A 15,104-nucleotide genomic window follows, 5' to 3' on the forward strand; every position below is an offset into this window, starting at 1 on the left:
ACCCCGTCGGCGGATGCCATGCCCCTGCCTTCGGCAGCGGTACAGGACGGCAGGTCCCCTGCCTCGTCAGGCACAACCCGGCGGGGGCAGGCAGGCGTGTTCGGGGATCGTGCACCGGGCGGCGGCGGTCTCGTCGGCGTCGGCAGCTCGGCCGGACCCTGTCATCCGTCGCTGTTCCCGCGCCGGCCCGCCCGGCGCGCTTCGGGCTTGTGCGGCAGCAGCTACGGGAAGTTCGGTCCGCCGTGCCGGATCGATGTGCGCACCGTTCCTTCCGCCGCCGTCGCGGGCGGCACCTGCGTTCGCGTACAGGGGGCACCAGAAGGAACGACAGGTATGCGTCGCGCTCATCGAGGGCACCTCTCCGGGCTGTTGAACAGCTCCGGGCGAGGCCGCCGGCACACCGCTCTCCCCTCGCCCGGACAGACACCGGCCGGCCGGCTCTTTCTACCGAGCCGATCCCAGCAGATCACCGGAAAGCACCTACAGGCATGACGTCAATCCGACCTTCCCTGTGTGCGCACACCACATCGTTCGCAGGCCGGTAGTGGCAACGCCGCGAAGAATCAATGACGTGATGGCAAAGCGGCACGCATCTGACCGGCGGCCGCACCCCCCGCTTGAGGCTCGCTCGAGGCGCGGCCTGAATCCGCTCAAGCCTGGCTGATGACCTGCACGACTGTGCGAGCAACGGGCCGACGTAAGGCATAGCTTGACCGCAGGAGGCCGGAAGCGAGGCTACCGCCCTGCCGGCGCCCGGAGCCGCCGCGCCCGGACTCCTGAAACTTCGGGTTCCGCGTGAATGAAGTCCTTTGGACGTTTTTTCTCATGCCCTTCGAGAGAAGCAAGGTGGAGGCAAAACGTGGAAGAAGCACCGGCCGTAAGACTCACCTACCGGGAGTTGGATGTACTCGGCCTGTTGGCCCAGGGGCTGAGCAACCGGCTCATCTCCCGGCGGCTCGACATATCCGAGAAGACCGTGAAGAACCATCTCAGCAGTATCTACTTCAAGATCGGCGCCACCCACCGCACTCAGGCCGCCCTCTACGCCCGGCACGTCGGCCTGAACGATTCCGGGGGAGCGGCTCCGTCGGCCGGCTCCGCCCTCACCGCACGCGAGCGGGGCGTACTCGGCCTGCTGGCCCAGGGGCTGAGCAACCGGCTCATCTCCCGGCGGCTCGACATATCCGAGAAGACCGTGAAGAACCATCTCAGCAGTATCTACTTCAAGATCGGCGCCACCCACCGCACTCAGGCCGCCCTCTACGCCCGGCACGTCGGCCTCGCTTCCTGAGTGGCCGACCCCTTCTCCGGGGCCTCGATCGCGATGCGTACGGCACGTGACTCCACGCCGCGAGGAGAGGGTGGTCTCCGTGTTCCCTGTCCGTGGGGAACCTCCGCAGCCACATCGCCGAGTGCGGACAGCGCCGGATCCGGCCCGCCCCCTGGCCCTCCCCGCCGAGACCCCCGTTCTCCCCCGTCACCGTCGGCCGGGTCTTCTGCGCGGCCCGCACCGGACCACGGCCCGAGCCCCGGCGTACGCGCCGGTCGGGGGGAGGGTACTGCCGCTCACCCTCACGCCTCCTCGACGAGGAACCTCCGCACCATGTCCCCCGCCTCGTCCCGGCACTCCTCGAAGTAGGCGTGCCGGGCGCCCGGGAAGAGGTGGGTGCGGGCACCGGGGATACGGGAGGCGAGCAGCGGGAGGTTGTCCGGCGGGGTCAGCCGGTCCTGGTCGCCGTGGAGGATCAGGGTGGGTGCCGCGATGCGCGGCAGTTCGTTCCAGGTGTCGTGCGCGTTGCTGGCGACGAGGTGGCCGCGGCGCGCGTGGGCGGGCATCCGCGGGTCGCCGAGGGTGCGGTAGGGGCCGGGGTGCGTGGCCCGCCAGAGGGGCGAGTACATCAGGTCGGCCAGCACCCGGCGTACAGCCTCCGTGTCCGGCTGTGCGAGGGACCGCCGTATTGATGCGTCGCGTTCCACGGCGTGCGGACCGCCCGGGGAGGTGCAGCCCAGGACCAGCCGGCGGATGCGCTCGGGGTGGCGGATCGCGAGCGACTGCGCGACCCGGCCGCCCATCGAGGTGCCGTACACGTCGGCGCGCGTGATACCGAGCGCGTCCAGGACCGCGACGACGTCGTCCGCGAACTGGCCGATGGAGTACGGCCCTTCGGGCTTGTCGCTGTCGCCCGTGCCGCGCAGGTCCAGGGTGACGGTGGAGCGCACGGTGTGGAAGTCCTCACGCACGCCGTCCCACCAGTGATGGTCGTTCGCCTGCCCGGCGAGCAGCACCAGCGGCGGCCCCTCCCCGTGGTGCTGGTACGCCAATGCGGTGCCGTCCTGGGCGCGGGCGAAGACCGGGGCCGTCCGGTCGTGTTTTGTCATCGATGTCCTTCGGGCGGGCACGCGGGGCGGCGGCGCGTGGGTCAGAGGTTCGGCTGGCGGGTTCGGGCCATCTCGATGTCCGGGACATGCTTTTCGGCCCAGACCCGTACGGCGCGGAGCGGGATGAGCAGGGAGCGGCCCAGTGGTGTCAGGGCGTACTCGACGCGGGGCGGGTTCTCCTCGTACTCGTGGCGGCTGATCAGACCGTCGGCTTCCAGCGAGCGCAGGGTCTCGGTCAGGGCCTTCGAGGTGATGCCCCGGATATGCCCCTTCAGTTCGCTGAAGCGGCGGGGTCCGCCGTCGAGGGCGTTGACGACGAACACGGTCCAGCGGGCGCCGATGCGGTGCAGCACCGTGCGGCTCGGGCAGGTCGCTGCCATCACGTTGTACGCCGTACCCATCGCTGCTCCCAGTTTCGTTGAAGATACCGGTATCAAATCCATACCGTTGTACCCGATCGTACGAGAGGGAGTGGGACGCATGGAACGGATCCTGGTGATCGGCGGTGCACGGGCGCTCGGCGCGGCCGTCGCGAGGCGTGCGGTGAAGGACGGGTACGACGTTGTCGTCGGTGCCCGCGATCTGGCTGCGGCCGAGGTGCTGGCGAGCGAGATCGGCGCCACAGCGGTGCGGGTCGACCTGCAGGACGAGTCGACGCTCGCGGCTGCGGCGGAACGGCTGAAGGACGGGATCGACCACATCGTGACGACCGCTTCGGCGCCGCACGATGTTCGCGCGACCGAGCTGGACCGGGACAAGCTGCTGGCTGCGTTCACGGCGAAGGTGGTCGGCCCGATGCTGGTGGCCAAGCACTTCGCGCCGGTGCTGCGGCCGACCGGGTCGATGGTGCTGTTCTCCGGTGTCGTCGGCTGGCGGCCCGGGCCGGGATCACTCGTCAAGGGGGTCACCAACGGTGCGGTCGAGTACGCCGCGCGCCACCTGGCGGCGGATCTGGCGCCGGTACGGGTCAATGCCGTCTCGCCCGGTGTCGTGGACTCGGGCGCATGGGACCGCCTCGGTGACAAGAAGGCCGCCCTGTTGAGCAAGAGCGCGGCCAGGACGTTCGTCGGACGCCACGGCGAGAGTGACGATGTCGTCGAGGCGGTGATGTGGCTTCTTCGTGCGGGTTTCATCTCCGGCGAGACGATCCACATCGAGGGCGGCGCCCGCCACACATCCGGCTGATGCCCCGCTGCCGGGCGCTTTCGGGCTCGCGAGGCTGAAGAAGCCCGGCAGCATCCGGAAGTCGCCCCTGTGCCGGCAGGCGGCAGTCCCGCAGAACGCTTTTCCGGTTCTTCACGCCGGACAGCACATGGCCGGGCCCGGGCCCGGCCATGGCCGGCCCCCCTTTTTTCTCGGCCCCGGAACACCCGGCGCCCTGGTTTCGTTCCTGGCCGGCACGCGGCTCTCGCACAGGCCTGGCCACCACTTCACACCAGTCACCCAGGGAGACAGACCATGTCCGAGCACATTCTCGTCGTCGGCCCAGGTCGCGATTTTCCCCCCCGCCTGCGCCGCGCCAGGCCCGGGACGCGGACCACGGTCATCTGCGACATCACCTACATCGGCCGGATCCGCGAGCCCGGTGGGAACGCTCGGGTCATCTGCCTGCGCAAGGAGGCTCCCGAGCAGGAATGGATCGACCTGGCCATGGCCGTGCACAAGGTCGATCCGTTCACCCGCATCGCCTCGTTCGGCGAGTCGGACCAGTTCCCCTACGCGGCGATCGCGGAAACCCTGGGACTGCCCGCACACAGCCCGCACACCGTGAACCTGGCCCACGACAAGGCCGCGATGCGCGCCTGGCTGCGTGAGAAGGGGATCGACGGCACAGCCTCGGCGCGGGTGAAGGACCTCGACGAGCTGCGCACCTTCGTACGCCGCCACGGTCTGCCGTGCATCGTGAAGCCGGTGACCAGTGCGGGCAGCGCGGGAGTCAGCAAGGTCACCTCCGAGAGCGAACTGGAGCGCGCCTTGGAGTGGGCCGGCGAAGGCGATCCGGGCCCGGCCGGCACGGGCGTGCTGGTCGAGGAGTTCTTCGACGGTCCGCAGTTCAGCGTCGAGGCGTTCTCCGAGTCCGGTGAGCACGAGGTGGTGGGTATCACCCGCAAGTACTCCGACCCGGTGAGGTTCGTCGAGCTCGGCCACGTATCACCCGCCGACCTCTCCGGCGAACAGAGCCGGGACATCAGGTCGTACGTGACGCGGATACTCGAGTCCATCGGTGTGTGCGACGGGCCCACGCACACCGAGGTCGTCCTCACCAGCCGGGGCCCGCGGCTGATCGAGACACACGTCCGCGTGGGCGGCGACAGCATCCCCGACCTGACCATGGACGCCACCGGTGTCGACATCAACGACTACGCGGCCCGCCAGGCACTGGGCGAGCAGGTCCTGCCGGATATCCGGGCAGCCCTCGACGCCGCGGACCGGCCGAAGCGTGCCTCGTCGATCTGGTTCGCCTCGGTCGACACGGCCGGCGTCCTCGAAGCGGTCATCGGAACGGACAAGGCGGTGGCCGTACCGGACGTGACCGAGGTGAAGGTGCTCGCCGAGCCGGGCACAGGGATCGGCGCACTCGCCGACTCCGACTCGCGACTGGCGTCCGCCCGGGCGCTGGGAGACACCGCCGATGCCGCACTGACGGCCGCGCGGGAGGCCGTCTCCCATCTGGAGTTCCAGATCAGGGCGCGTCCGCAGGGCAGTGGGGCGGTCTGATAACCGCGTGTGGGTTTCGGACGCCGTGCCGCCGCCCGAAGGCGGCTGAAGGCGGCTGAAGGCGGCATGTGCGAGCTCGCGGGGGTGTGTCGATCTGGAGCTGCCCCTTGATCGGCTCCCGTTGTGGCCCGTTCATGCGCCTCTCGCGGCGTCCGCGCCGGGTCCGCCCGGACATGCAGGTGGGCGGGACCCGGGGATCATGACTGGCCACTTGTCCCGGGATACCGCTGAAGGCCGAGACGGACCCTGCTGCCGGGACAGCGCCGCGCAGCATCTGGGCGTGCCGGTCCCGGCAAGGACCGCCATTCGCAGAAGAGTTACCCACCAAAGTTTCCACGGACTCTCCGGGAGCGGGAAGTTACTCGTCCGGCAGTTCGCACGGTCGCCCGGCAGGGACGCTGGTCACGCCGAATCGTTTTAGGTCCAGAAAACAGATTGGAATCCTGTCATGACGGCTGGCCCCCAGAGCGCCACGCTGCACAGCGGCTCCTCGTCACGCTCAGGATTCTGGTATTTCTGGGCTGCCTCGGGCACCAGCAGCTTAGGATCCGGCATTACCGCCGTCGCCCTGCCGCTGACCGCCCTCGTCGCGCTGGACGCATCAGCCTTCGATGTCGGTCTCATCACTGCTGCCAGCTATGCGGGTGCGGTCCTCATCGGGCTGCCGGCCGGCGTGATCGTGCAACGTTTCCCGATGCGGTGGCTGCAGGTAGCCATGGACCTGGCCCGAGCTGCTTTGATCGCTTCAGTCCCTGTCGCGGCATGGCTGGACGTGCTGACGCTCGCGCAGCTCGTCCTGGTCGGGCTCTTCATCAGTCTGGCCAATATCATCTTCGATGTCGCCAACACGGCCTACCTCCCTTCCATTGTCAGCAAGGAGGAGCTGACGGCCCGCAACAGTCTCGTTTCCGGAACCCTGGCGACAACCCAGCTGGCCGGCCCCTCACTCGGCGGTCTTCTGGTACAGACACTGGGTGCGGCCACCAGTCTCCTCGCCGACGCGGTCAGCTATCTACTGTCCGCAGCCCTGTTCTGGCGAATACCCGGCGGAGGATCCCGCCCTCCCGCGCGCAGTCACGAGCCCTTCACGAAGCAGATCAAGGAGGGCCTGAAGTTCGTGCTGCAGCACCCGGTGATACGTCCATGTGTGATGGCTTCCACTGCGTTCAACTTCTCCTCCGGCGTGGTACTGGCCCTTGCGCCCGTCTTCCTCGTCCGCACGGCCGGTCTGTCGGCGGGAACAGTAGGGCTCGTACTGGCCAGCGACGGCGTGGGAGCCCTGGCGGGTGCCGCGATCACCACTCGCCTCGCAGCCAGGATCGGTACAGCACGCACCGTGGTGGCGGCAACCACCGCAGGAGCTGCTGTCGCGCTGTGCATGCCTCTGGCCAACTCGAGTGGGACAGCTCTCTGCTTCAGCCTGGGCCAGGCCGGTTTCGCGGCCGGTATCACCATCCTCAGCATCCTCACCCGCACCCACCGCCAGACCGTCACCCCGCCGACTCTGCTGCCCCGCGTCGTAGCCTCGGTCCGCTTCTTCACCTGGGGGGCAATTCCGGTAGGCGCGCTGCTGGGCGGTGCCGCCGCCGACACCTTCGGGGCGCGGAGCGCCCTGTTCGCCGGCTGTGTCCTCGCCTTCCTGGCACCACTGGCTCTCTTCTTCAGCAAGGTGCGCGGCAGCAGGGACCTCGCCGGCTGACCGTCTTTCGGCGGTATCCGATCGGCAGCCGCCATGCGTGGGGACTCCGGACTGCCCAACGCGGTGGTCTGGGCGGCGCGGGGTGTCCGGCAGCTGTACCGCCCCGGCTTCCGTGCTCCTGGAACGGCCATGCCCTGGTACTCGTTCCCGCCCCGCTGCGTCGGTTCCCCATGGGATCACGTCACGGTAGTGGCGCGGCATCCACCGACGGAGCAACTGTTTCCGGTCACACCCCTGTTGATTGGCCGGTTCCGGTGCCATGCTGATCGCGCGTGCACCCGGACCGCCCCCGAGACCGGGATCCCGCAACGGCCCCGCCTTCCTGCTACGGCACAGGCGGGGCCTGCCGCCCCTCCCGGCCTCCCCACGGGAGGGTCGCCGCACGCCCTGGCCCTGTCGGAATCCGGCAGTCTGTGCGGCGGGAGGGCCGCACCGGCGGCTCACACCCCTACGGCAGCAACACCCGCACCGGGCGCCGGGCGGGCGCACGACGGGCATTTGGAGAAGTGAAGGAAGAGGGGGCTGGAATTGAGATGAGTGAATGCCAGGCCCTGGACAGTTGCGGCTGTTCGCTGTGGTCGAACGGCACGGCTCGCTCACCGGCGCCGCACACGCATTCGGGCTGAGCCCTGCCGCGGTGACCCGGCAGGTGGCACGTGCCGAGCGGGATCGGAAGGCCCTCAAGGTGTGTCCGGGAGCAGGGAAGTCCGCACGGGGAATTTGCCCGTAGCCGTGCGTGAGTAACATCGGGTTCTCACTTCACTTGCGCACCGGAAGACGAGGGCCTCATGTCCGAAGTTGCTTCAGCCTTCAAAGTCACCGCTGGATACACGCAGAGGGTCGCGGAAGACCTCGCGGTCAACAAGCAGGAGCAGGAGCGGGTGCGTGCCGATCTGACCCGGTTGCAGGGTGAGCTTCTCCAGCTCGAGGAGAGCGAGCAGGTCCTGGCGAAGATGCAGGATGTGCTCGTCGGCGCGGGCGAGTCGGACGCGGGGCGGGGCAAGGACGGGAAGAAGGCTTCGGTTCCTGCGGCCCGCCGCGGGAAGGGCGTGACAGGGCAGGAGAAGGCACCGCGTAGGGCCAAGTCTCCTGAGGCCCTGGCGGGGAAGGCGGCCCCGGTCAGGGGTGCTGCGGGCGAAGAGACCTGGGCTGTGCTGGCCGGTAGATATCTGGCCGGGCAGAGCGAGCCGAAGTCGGCCGCGGAGGTCTCCGCCGCACTGGCCGGGGCCCATCCGCAGCGCAAGGTCCAGGCGACTGTGGTGCGCAATGCCCTGGAGCAAGGGGTTGCACGTGGTCTGCTGGAGCGTTCCAAGCAGGGCCGCTCCGTCTACTACAGCCCCGTCACCGCCCCTTCCTGCGATGAGCCCGCCGTGTCTGTCCAGTAGGGCGGCAGCGGAGTCACGGGCCCGGACGCGGTGGACAGCCGGGTGGCCGTCGGTCCCGTCGCCGATGTCCTCCACCACGATGTCGTCGATGACGTACTCCTCGAACACTTCATCGGTCAGTTGGCCGGTGAGCCGTGCCTGTTCGATGCGCGCCCAGGAGCATTTGCGTCCATCGATACGCAACGGCGTTTCGCCTCGGCTCCCGCGGTCCCGTAACGTCGCATGTGATCTGGACCGTGCCGGTGATTCGGAATTGGTGGGCCTGGAACTCTGGTTGCACGGGTTCGTGGCCGCCTCTTCGCAGGCGGATCCGGCCTGATCCTGGTAGTTGCGGCGCACGGCGTACTCGGGTTCCGGCAGCCAGGTGACCAGGGTTCGGGCCGTACCTGTGGGGCCTGCGCGTTCGAGTGCTTCGCAGCCTCGTCGGGTGCCGGTCAGTTGCACGAGCTGGGCGTGCCGTTCTCTCGCTCCGACCCACCCGGACGCGGCCCTGGCCGCACTGGCCGATGCCGCCCCGTACACGGTGATCTGGCTGAACCAGGCTCAGTTCCCTACCTCGACCGGTTCGGCCGCTGTTGCGCGGCTTCCTTCGGCGGGGCACTTCGGTCGGTTCGGGAGGACGGACGAAGGCCTGGGACGGTTCCGGTTCGGGCGGGAGCCTGATGGAAGTGCCGCCGCCTTGTGGACGTGGGAGGACTCGGAGTGACTTTCCCGTGTTCACATCGCGGTCGGCGCTGAGGTGCTGCCTGGGCCGTGGTTCCGGGCGGAGAGGCCGGGTTGCGGAAGGCCTCAGACCGTGACGGAGAGCAGGTCCACCACGAAGACGAGGGTCGAGCCCGCCGGGATCAACGGCGAGGGTGACTGGTTGCCGTAGCCGAGGCGCGGGGGCACGATGATCTCGCGCCGGCCGCCGACCTTCATCCCTCTGACCCCGCGGTCCCAGCCCTTGATGACCTTCCCGCCGCCCACGGCGAACTTGAACGTCTGGCCCCGGTCCCAGGAGGTGTCGAATTCCCTTCCGGACTCGAAGGTGACCCCGACGTAGTGAACCTGGACAACCCTGCCCGGCTTCGCCTCGGGCCCGTCCCCGACGACGAGGTCGCGGGTTGTCAGCTCGGTGGGGGCGTCCCCCTCGGGAAGGTCGATCCCGGGCTTCGTCAGTTCACTCATTGCAGCCTCATTCGTTCGCCGCCACAAGCCCTCATACGGGCCGGCCAGGCGCATGGTCACTCCATGCGGTAGATCATCATGCCCCGTGGGCGCTGATCTCCTGGAGTGCGTCAGGCCCGACGGAGCACGGTGCCCGGCGTGACGGGGTGTGCTACGTCATCGGTACGCCGCGCCCGTACTCGATGAGGGCCAGGCCCTGCTCCCCGTGTCCGCGGGTACGGCCCCTGGGTGTCGCCCGGTGGCGTGCGGCCCGCTGCGCGGAAGGTCCTTCAGCCTGCGCTGAGAACGTTCGTGGCCCCGGTCCGAGAAGCGCCCGCGGCCGGACACGCCGCCCGGGCCGCACGGCCTCTCACCCCCGGCTCGTGCCCGGATTCCGACTGGCGCAAGGGGGCATCCACGACGGGGCGGAACCGCGCGGAGAGGGCGGGATTTCACGTTGCGGGGCGGTGATGCACGCTGACTGCGTAGCCGCAGCCTTCGTCATAGGGGTCGCCGTTCCAGGTGGCGTAGCGCTGCCGCAAGGTCAGTCCGGCCCGGGTGCACCAGTGGTCGAACTCTGTGAGGGTCACCGGTGGTTCCGGCAGCGGCAGATGTGCCGCGTCCAGTCCCATGCCGGTGACGAGGAGACCGCCGGGACGCAGTGCGGCGGCCAGTTGCCGGACGACGGCCGCTTCGGTGCCGGGGGCCAGCAGGGGGATGACGTTTCCGGCGGCGAGCGCCAGGTCGAAGCCGGGATGCAGGTTGAGGGCATCCAGGTGGGCCAGGTCACCGAGGAGCCACTCCTGCGTGGGGGCTTCTCGGCGGGCGACGGCGAGCATGGAGGAGTCGACGTCCACGCCGGTGCAGTGGTGGCCCAGCTCGGCGAGCCGGATCGCGATCCGGCCGGTGCCGCAGCCGGCGTCGAGTACCCGGGCGGCGGGTTTCAGCAATCCGGTACAGAAGGTGGCCTCGCCGTGGATGTCGTGGCCCGATTCGGCGAGTTGCGCGAAACGCTGAGCGTATTCTTCTCCGGCTTGTCCGCCGGTGAGTTCCGCCCAGCGGTCGTGTTGCTCGGTCATGTTCGGGGTGCCTTCCGGTCAGACCACTGCGTTCTTCGGGCAGAGGTCTGCCTCGTTCGGCAGCGGCCTCATGGCTGCAGACCCCTTTTCGTTGTCTTGCCCGTCTGGGGGCCCGGTGCTGTGTGGTGGGCACGTTTTCCCCGGTGGGGGGCACCGTGTCCAGGATAGGCGGCGGGCGGGTGAGGAGCGTAGGCGCGGGAGTCATGCAGGGGCGGCCCGGGGTCTTCGCCGGCGAGCAGCGGCACCGGCCCAGGGCTGACGCCCCCGCGGGCGCCGGGTTCAGGAACCTGCGCAGGGGTAGGGAATCCGAGGGGGTTCGGTCAGGATGGGTGCCCTCACGCTTGCCTACCGGTTCGCCCCGCGCCTGCGGCGCAACGGCCTGCGGGAACAGCGCGACGATCTGCTGCTTCCCGAGGCCGTGCCGGTCATCAACCCGGATGTGACCGCTGCGGAGGTGATCGCGGGCCTCAGGACGCTGCCGCGGTGGATGTACCTGCTGTTCATGGTCGCGGCTCCCGTGGCGGGCCTGGTTCGCGCTGCGTGGTCCGCGCGCCTTTCTCGACGAAGATCTGGTGGTCGAGGATCTGCCCTCGGCGCTGCGGGCGCAGATGACGGCCGACGGTCCTGTGGGGCACGCGATGACCGGCCGGCGCGACCAGCAACTGCTCGACGCGCTCGGCGAGATCCACACGGAGCGGGGCACGGAGCCGATCCGGGTGGCCCTCGTCTACGGAGCCGGCCACGTCCCGGCGCTGGTGTCGGGGCTGAGGATTCGTTACGGGTACCGGCCGCGTGAAGCGGAATGGCTGAGCGTCCTGGTCCCCGGCTGAACAGCCGGACAGAACCGGTCCCCCACAACACGGCAGGCGGCCGGAGTCACAGCGGGCGCGGAGCCCGTGCGGCGGCACGCCCGTACGGTCTCGCAGTGTCCGGGCGAGGCGGCCCCTCGGTCATGGCAAGGTCCGCTGCGATGCCGATCAGCCGTTCCCGCAGGGAGTTCCCCTGTTTAGCGGGCGGTGTCTGCAAGGCTGCTGTAGACACCTCTGTGCAGGGCCCCAAGAGGGCCGGGGCGGCGAACCGTCCGTACGGCCCGGCCGCCGGGACGGGGACGGGCCGGCGTCGTGGCCGCGGGTGTTTCCCCCTCCGGGCCGCCCGGCCTTCGCCCCTGTCACCGGATGCGGTACGAAGTGCGGTGTGAACGAACAGCCCGCCCCGCCCGCGACCGTCCGTGTGTTCATCGCCCTCGCCCCGCCCGACCACGCGAAGGAGGAACTCGCCCGGGAGCTGCGCCCCGCCTACGGCACGCACCCTCACATGCGGTGGAACCGTATCGAGGACTGGCACATCACCCTGGCGTTCCTCGGGGAGCTGCCGGCCGGGACCGTTCCGCTCCTGCGCGGGCCGCTCGCCGGTCTCGCGGCCGGCCGCCGGCCTTTGTGGCTGGCGCTGCGCGGTGGCGGGGACTTCGACGACCGGGTGCTGTGGACGGGGATCGACGGAGACCTCGACGAACTGCACCTGCTCGCCGCCGAGGTACGCAGCACGGTCAGGGACTGCGGTGTCGTGTTCGAGGAACGGCCCCTGCGCCCCCATCTGACCCTGGCCCGTGCCCGCCGGGGTGACCGGACCTCGGCGGCGGAGATCGCCGGGAGGATCGCCGGGTTCACCGGCCGCCGTTGGCCTGCCGAACGTCTGCACCTGGTCGGCAGCAACGCCGGCCGTAGCAGCGGGCCGATCCATTACCGCGACGTCGGGGCCTGGGCTCTGGGCGGGAGGAACCCCACCGGGTCCTGAACCGGTCCTGCGGGAGCCGGGGCCGGGAGGCCGGAGGCGGCGGCGGGCGGTCCCCCGGTCGCCGGGCGGGGTCCGGCCCGTAGGCGGCAGGCCGGCCGGTGGACTGTGTCCCGGAGGGCACACCCCGCCCGGAGCGCGCACGCCCCCGGGGCCCCCGGGGACCAAGAAGCAGCGGTCGAAGGCCGGTGCAGGGTGCTCCCGTCCCCGGGGGGTGGGCCGGGAGGAGTCCTGGTGCGGGGCGCCGGCTCCGGGGTGTGGTGGCGGTCCGCTTTGCGGGGGTGGTGCGGAGGGGCAGGGTCAGGGGGTGTCGCCGGACCAGTCCCAGCGTCCCGGGTCGCCGGGGCGCGGGTCGTACAGTGCGCGCCCTCCGGTGCCGAACTGCCCGAGCTCGGTCATCAGTGCGGCACCGGAGTCGATTTCCGCCTTCGGCCAGCCGGTGATGTCGAGCAGCAGGCCGTCCAGCGGTCCGCCGACCAGTTCGGCATAGGTCTGTCCCGGCCTCGGTCCTTGGCCGGGGGTGCCCGGGTCCTGGCCGTACACGCGGCCGCGCAGGAGCTGTTCGTCGTCGCTGTCCATACGTTCCAGCCTGTCAGCTGCCACCGACAGTACGGGCGCGGCGGGGCATGCCGGGGCGGCTCGGGACGGGGAGGGAGGGCCGGTGCCGCCCGGAGCGGGGTGGGAGGGCCCGGACACGGGAGTACCACGGGGCCGGAACCCGATCACGTCGCCCTGCAGGTCCTCACCGCGCAGGAGGGCGGCTCGGGACTGCCACGGGCCCAGTGGCGCGAGCTGGCCGCGGTGTTCGCCGGCGATCTGCAGCACGACGGCGTGCGGGTGGGACGGCGGGTGAGCCGGCCGGTCACCTGGCCGGTCACCTGGCGCACCGTCAGCGGCGGCGGGGGCGGCGCGTCCGGCGGCGGGGTGGTGCGCGAGGCGGCAGTGCGTCCGGCGGGGTGGTGCGCGAGGCGGCAGTGCGTCCGGCGGGGTGGTGCGCGAGGTGGCAGTGCGGGTGCGGACCCGTGCCGTAGGTGACGGGGCTTGCTCGGGGAGCAGTTCTCGGTGGAGTCGTCGACACCCGGCGATCACGACCAGGAACGGCGGGAAGAGCCAGGAACGTGACGGGGTGTCATTCTCACGTGTGTGGCGGCGGGCGTGCGCGGTCTCACACGCGTGTCCCGCCGCCCGCTGCCTGCTGCCTGGCTGCCCGCCGCCTGCCGCCTGGCTGCCCGCCGCCTACCGCCTGGCTGCCCGCCGCCTACCGCCTGGCTGCCCGCCGCCTGCCGCCTGGCTGCCCGCCGCCCGCTGCCCGCCACCTGCCGCCTGCTGCCTGCTGCCTGCTGCGGTGTCGCTGAAGCTGTTCGTCCCTGAAGCGCGGTCTCGCTGATTCCGCCCGGTGGTCTGCTCGGTCCCCCGGGTCGGCGTGTCCTTGGCAGGGTGTGCCTGCCTCGTTCGGAAAGTCACTGGCTTCGCGTTCGCTCGTGCGGTGGAATTCCCGACGTGACACTTCACGAGGATGAGATCCCGGTCGACGAGACACTGGTCCGGTCGCTGCTGACAGCGCAGTGCCCGCAGTGGGCTGCCCTGCCGTTGTCGCCCGCGGGCGCGGGCACGGACAACACCATGTACCGGCTGGGCGATGACCTGCTCGTGCGACTTCCACGGACTGCCAGCAAGGGGCAGTCCCTGCGCAAGGAGCAGGAATGGCTTCCCCGCCTGGCACCCTTCCTTGTCTGTCCGATTCCCGAGCCCGTCCACGCCGGGACGCCCACCAGCGTCTTCCCTCTGGTCTGGTCGGTCTACCGCTGGATCGACGGTGCCGAGGCCGGCCCGGACACCGTCCGGGACTGGGCCGCTTTCGGGGCCGATCTCGCGGCGGTCGTGCGGCAGCTCCACGGCGTCGGCCTCATGGGAGCGGCTCGCGCGGACGGCCTCAGCTGGTATCGCGGAGGCAGCCTGGGGCCGTGCGACCAGTGGATCAGCGGGTGTTTCGACGACTGCCGAACCACTGTGGGTCCTGAACTCGACATCGACGCTCTGGAACAGTTGTGGCGAGCCGCGCTCGCACTGCCCGAGCCCTGCGGACCTCACGTGTGGCTCCACGGCGACCTCAAGCCGACCAACCTCTTGGTCCGGGAAGGAGAACTCCACGCAGTCATCGACTTCGGAGGACTCTCGGTCGGCTTTCCCGACGCCGAGCACTCCACGGTCTGGGACCTGCCGCCACAGGCACGCCAGGCCTACTGGGACACATTGGGCCTGGACGATGCGACCTGGGCCCGTGCCCGCGCCTGGGCGATCGCGGTGGGCGTCAGTGGAATCTCCTACTACTGGAACACCTTCCCCTCCTTCGTCGCCGAGTGCCGGGCACGGCTTGGGGCGATCCTCACCGATGCCGCTGCGCGTTGAGTGTTCTCCCCGGTCCGGGAGGAGGAGTCATACGGCGCAGGTCCGTCGAAGGGCGACGGAACCCGCGTGACAGCTCCCTTCCGATGAGACAGGGCAGCAAGCCCTCGCAGTGGTAGGCAGAGGGCTCCGCGACCGCCCCCGAGATCTGTGCCGGGAGCCACCGGACATCAACGAGGACGGGGGCCGCAAGGGTCGGGCCGGGCGGGGACGAGGTTGCGGAGTGCCGGCTGAGCGGAGGGGTCCCGTGCCGTGCGCAGACCGGGTATGGGGGCCCGCAGGGCTGTGTGCGCCGGGTGCCTGTGCCCGGCGCACGGGTAGGGGCGGGCCGTGGCTGTCCACGGCCCCGGGGTGGCGCCCCGGCCGCTGCGGCACCGCGGGGCGGCCCGCTTGACGTACGGGCCGACCGGCCGCTCGTCGAACTCCGGGTGCGGGGTGACAGGGGGCGGGGCGGCGGAAGGCAGGATGGGCTGAACTGCGTTCTGTCCGGGGTGAGTT

General features: G+C 70.4%; 14 protein-coding genes and 1 pseudogene. 10 read left to right on the forward strand and 5 right to left on the reverse strand.

Features of this window, described 5'->3' with window-relative positions:
• Nucleotides 1-859 precede the first annotated feature (859 nt).
• Nucleotides 860-1,291: a LuxR C-terminal-related transcriptional regulator gene (locus tag OG524_RS00385; RefSeq protein ID WP_405808485.1), complete on the forward strand. Its 432-nt coding sequence runs from the start codon at nt 860-862 to the stop codon at nt 1,289-1,291.
• Between the two features lie 281 nt (nt 1,292-1,572).
• Here the strand turns inward: OG524_RS00385 and OG524_RS00390 are convergent, their stop codons facing one another.
• Nucleotides 1,573-2,379 (reverse strand): alpha/beta fold hydrolase, encoded by an 807-nt coding sequence (locus OG524_RS00390; protein WP_405808487.1) that lies wholly within the window; start codon nt 2,377-2,379, stop codon nt 1,573-1,575.
• Between the two features lie 41 nt (nt 2,380-2,420).
• The gene (locus OG524_RS00395; protein ID WP_405385896.1) at nt 2,421-2,780 is read right to left on the reverse strand and encodes a winged helix-turn-helix transcriptional regulator; all 360 of its coding nucleotides are present in this window, start codon (nt 2,778-2,780) and stop codon (nt 2,421-2,423) included.
• A 79-nt stretch (nt 2,781-2,859) separates the two neighbouring features.
• Between OG524_RS00395 and OG524_RS00400 the strand changes: the two genes are divergently transcribed.
• The 5 genes from OG524_RS00400 to OG524_RS00420 all read left to right on the forward strand — a co-directional run bounded on the left by OG524_RS00400 (nt 2,860) and on the right by OG524_RS00420 (nt 8,181).
• Nucleotides 2,860-3,564: an SDR family NAD(P)-dependent oxidoreductase gene (locus OG524_RS00400; protein ID WP_405385898.1), complete on the forward strand. Its 705-nt coding sequence runs from the start codon at nt 2,860-2,862 to the stop codon at nt 3,562-3,564.
• A 273-nt stretch (nt 3,565-3,837) separates the two neighbouring features.
• On the forward strand, nt 3,838-5,097 hold the full coding sequence (locus OG524_RS00405) for an ATP-grasp domain-containing protein (protein WP_405385900.1): 1,260 nt from the start codon (nt 3,838-3,840) through the stop codon (nt 5,095-5,097).
• 448 nt (nt 5,098-5,545) lie between these two features.
• Nucleotides 5,546-6,796: an MFS transporter gene (locus OG524_RS00410; protein WP_405385901.1), complete on the forward strand. Its 1,251-nt coding sequence runs from the start codon at nt 5,546-5,548 to the stop codon at nt 6,794-6,796.
• 541 nt (nt 6,797-7,337) lie between these two features.
• Entirely contained in the window at nt 7,338-7,526 is a 189-nt protein-coding gene (locus OG524_RS00415) for a LysR family transcriptional regulator (protein ID WP_405385903.1), read from the forward strand.
• Nucleotides 7,527-7,584: 58 nt separating this feature from the next.
• Nucleotides 7,585-8,181 carry a hypothetical protein gene (locus tag OG524_RS00420; protein ID WP_405808491.1) on the forward strand — a complete coding sequence of 199 codons (597 nt, stop codon included), beginning with the start codon at nt 7,585-7,587 and terminating at the stop codon, nt 8,179-8,181.
• A 789-nt stretch (nt 8,182-8,970) separates the two neighbouring features.
• On the opposite strand, the gene OG524_RS00425 is transcribed toward OG524_RS00420, so the two are convergent.
• On the reverse strand, nt 8,971-9,351 hold the full coding sequence (locus tag OG524_RS00425; RefSeq protein ID WP_405385906.1) for an FKBP-type peptidyl-prolyl cis-trans isomerase: 381 nt from the start codon (nt 9,349-9,351) through the stop codon (nt 8,971-8,973).
• Nucleotides 9,352-9,782: 431 nt separating this feature from the next.
• Nucleotides 9,783-10,409, reverse strand: coding sequence for a class I SAM-dependent methyltransferase (locus OG524_RS00430; protein WP_405385908.1), 627 nt, complete (start codon nt 10,407-10,409; stop codon nt 9,783-9,785).
• Nucleotides 10,410-10,981: 572 nt separating this feature from the next.
• Here OG524_RS00430 and OG524_RS00435 point away from each other — a divergent pair.
• Both OG524_RS00435 and thpR read left to right on the forward strand, forming a co-directional pair.
• A complete protein-coding gene (locus tag OG524_RS00435) occupies nt 10,982-11,239 on the forward strand; it encodes a hypothetical protein (RefSeq protein ID WP_405385909.1) in 258 nt (85 codons plus the stop codon).
• Nucleotides 11,240-11,603: 364 nt separating this feature from the next.
• Nucleotides 11,604-12,203: an RNA 2',3'-cyclic phosphodiesterase gene (gene thpR / locus OG524_RS00440; protein WP_405385910.1), complete on the forward strand. Its 600-nt coding sequence runs from the start codon at nt 11,604-11,606 to the stop codon at nt 12,201-12,203.
• Nucleotides 12,204-12,500: 297 nt separating this feature from the next.
• Here thpR and OG524_RS00445 read toward each other — a convergent pair whose 3' ends face one another.
• Nucleotides 12,501-12,779: a hypothetical protein gene (locus tag OG524_RS00445; protein WP_405385912.1), complete on the reverse strand. Its 279-nt coding sequence runs from the start codon at nt 12,777-12,779 to the stop codon at nt 12,501-12,503.
• A gap of 104 nt (nt 12,780-12,883) precedes the next feature.
• On the opposite strand from OG524_RS00445, the pseudogene OG524_RS00450 reads away from it, so the two are divergent.
• Nucleotides 12,884-13,019, forward strand: a pseudogene (locus OG524_RS00450) (LLM class F420-dependent oxidoreductase); the annotation flags it as partial.
• 681 nt (nt 13,020-13,700) lie between these two features.
• Entirely contained in the window at nt 13,701-14,609 is a 909-nt protein-coding gene (locus tag OG524_RS00455) for an aminoglycoside phosphotransferase family protein (RefSeq protein ID WP_405808494.1), read from the forward strand.
• Nucleotides 14,610-15,104: the final 495 nt, after the last annotated feature.

Source organism: Streptomyces sp. NBC_01520, from assembly GCF_045040375.1.
GTDB lineage: Bacteria > Actinomycetota > Actinomycetes > Streptomycetales > Streptomycetaceae > Streptomyces.

Bases quoted from the DNA above. Each gene is read 5' to 3' on its own strand.
- OG524_RS00405 (WP_405385900.1), top strand. From the start codon at position 3,838: ATGTCCGAGCACATTCTCGTCGTCGGCCCAGGTCGCGATTTTCCCCCC.
- OG524_RS00395 (WP_405385896.1), bottom strand. From the start codon at position 2,780: ATGGGTACGGCGTACAACGTGATGGCAGCGACCTGCCCGAGCCGCACG.
- OG524_RS00400 (WP_405385898.1), top strand. From the start codon at position 2,860: ATGGAACGGATCCTGGTGATCGGCGGTGCACGGGCGCTCGGCGCGGCC.
- OG524_RS00445 (WP_405385912.1), bottom strand. From the start codon at position 12,779: ATGGACAGCGACGACGAACAGCTCCTGCGCGGCCGCGTGTACGGCCAG.
- OG524_RS00430 (WP_405385908.1), bottom strand. From the start codon at position 10,409: ATGACCGAGCAACACGACCGCTGGGCGGAACTCACCGGCGGACAAGCC.
- OG524_RS00415 (WP_405385903.1), top strand. From the start codon at position 7,338: ATGCCAGGCCCTGGACAGTTGCGGCTGTTCGCTGTGGTCGAACGGCAC.
- OG524_RS00425 (WP_405385906.1), bottom strand. From the start codon at position 9,351: ATGAGTGAACTGACGAAGCCCGGGATCGACCTTCCCGAGGGGGACGCC.
- OG524_RS00410 (WP_405385901.1), top strand. From the start codon at position 5,546: ATGACGGCTGGCCCCCAGAGCGCCACGCTGCACAGCGGCTCCTCGTCA.
- OG524_RS00390 (WP_405808487.1), bottom strand. From the start codon at position 2,379: ATGACAAAACACGACCGGACGGCCCCGGTCTTCGCCCGCGCCCAGGAC.
- OG524_RS00420 (WP_405808491.1), top strand. From the start codon at position 7,585: ATGTCCGAAGTTGCTTCAGCCTTCAAAGTCACCGCTGGATACACGCAG.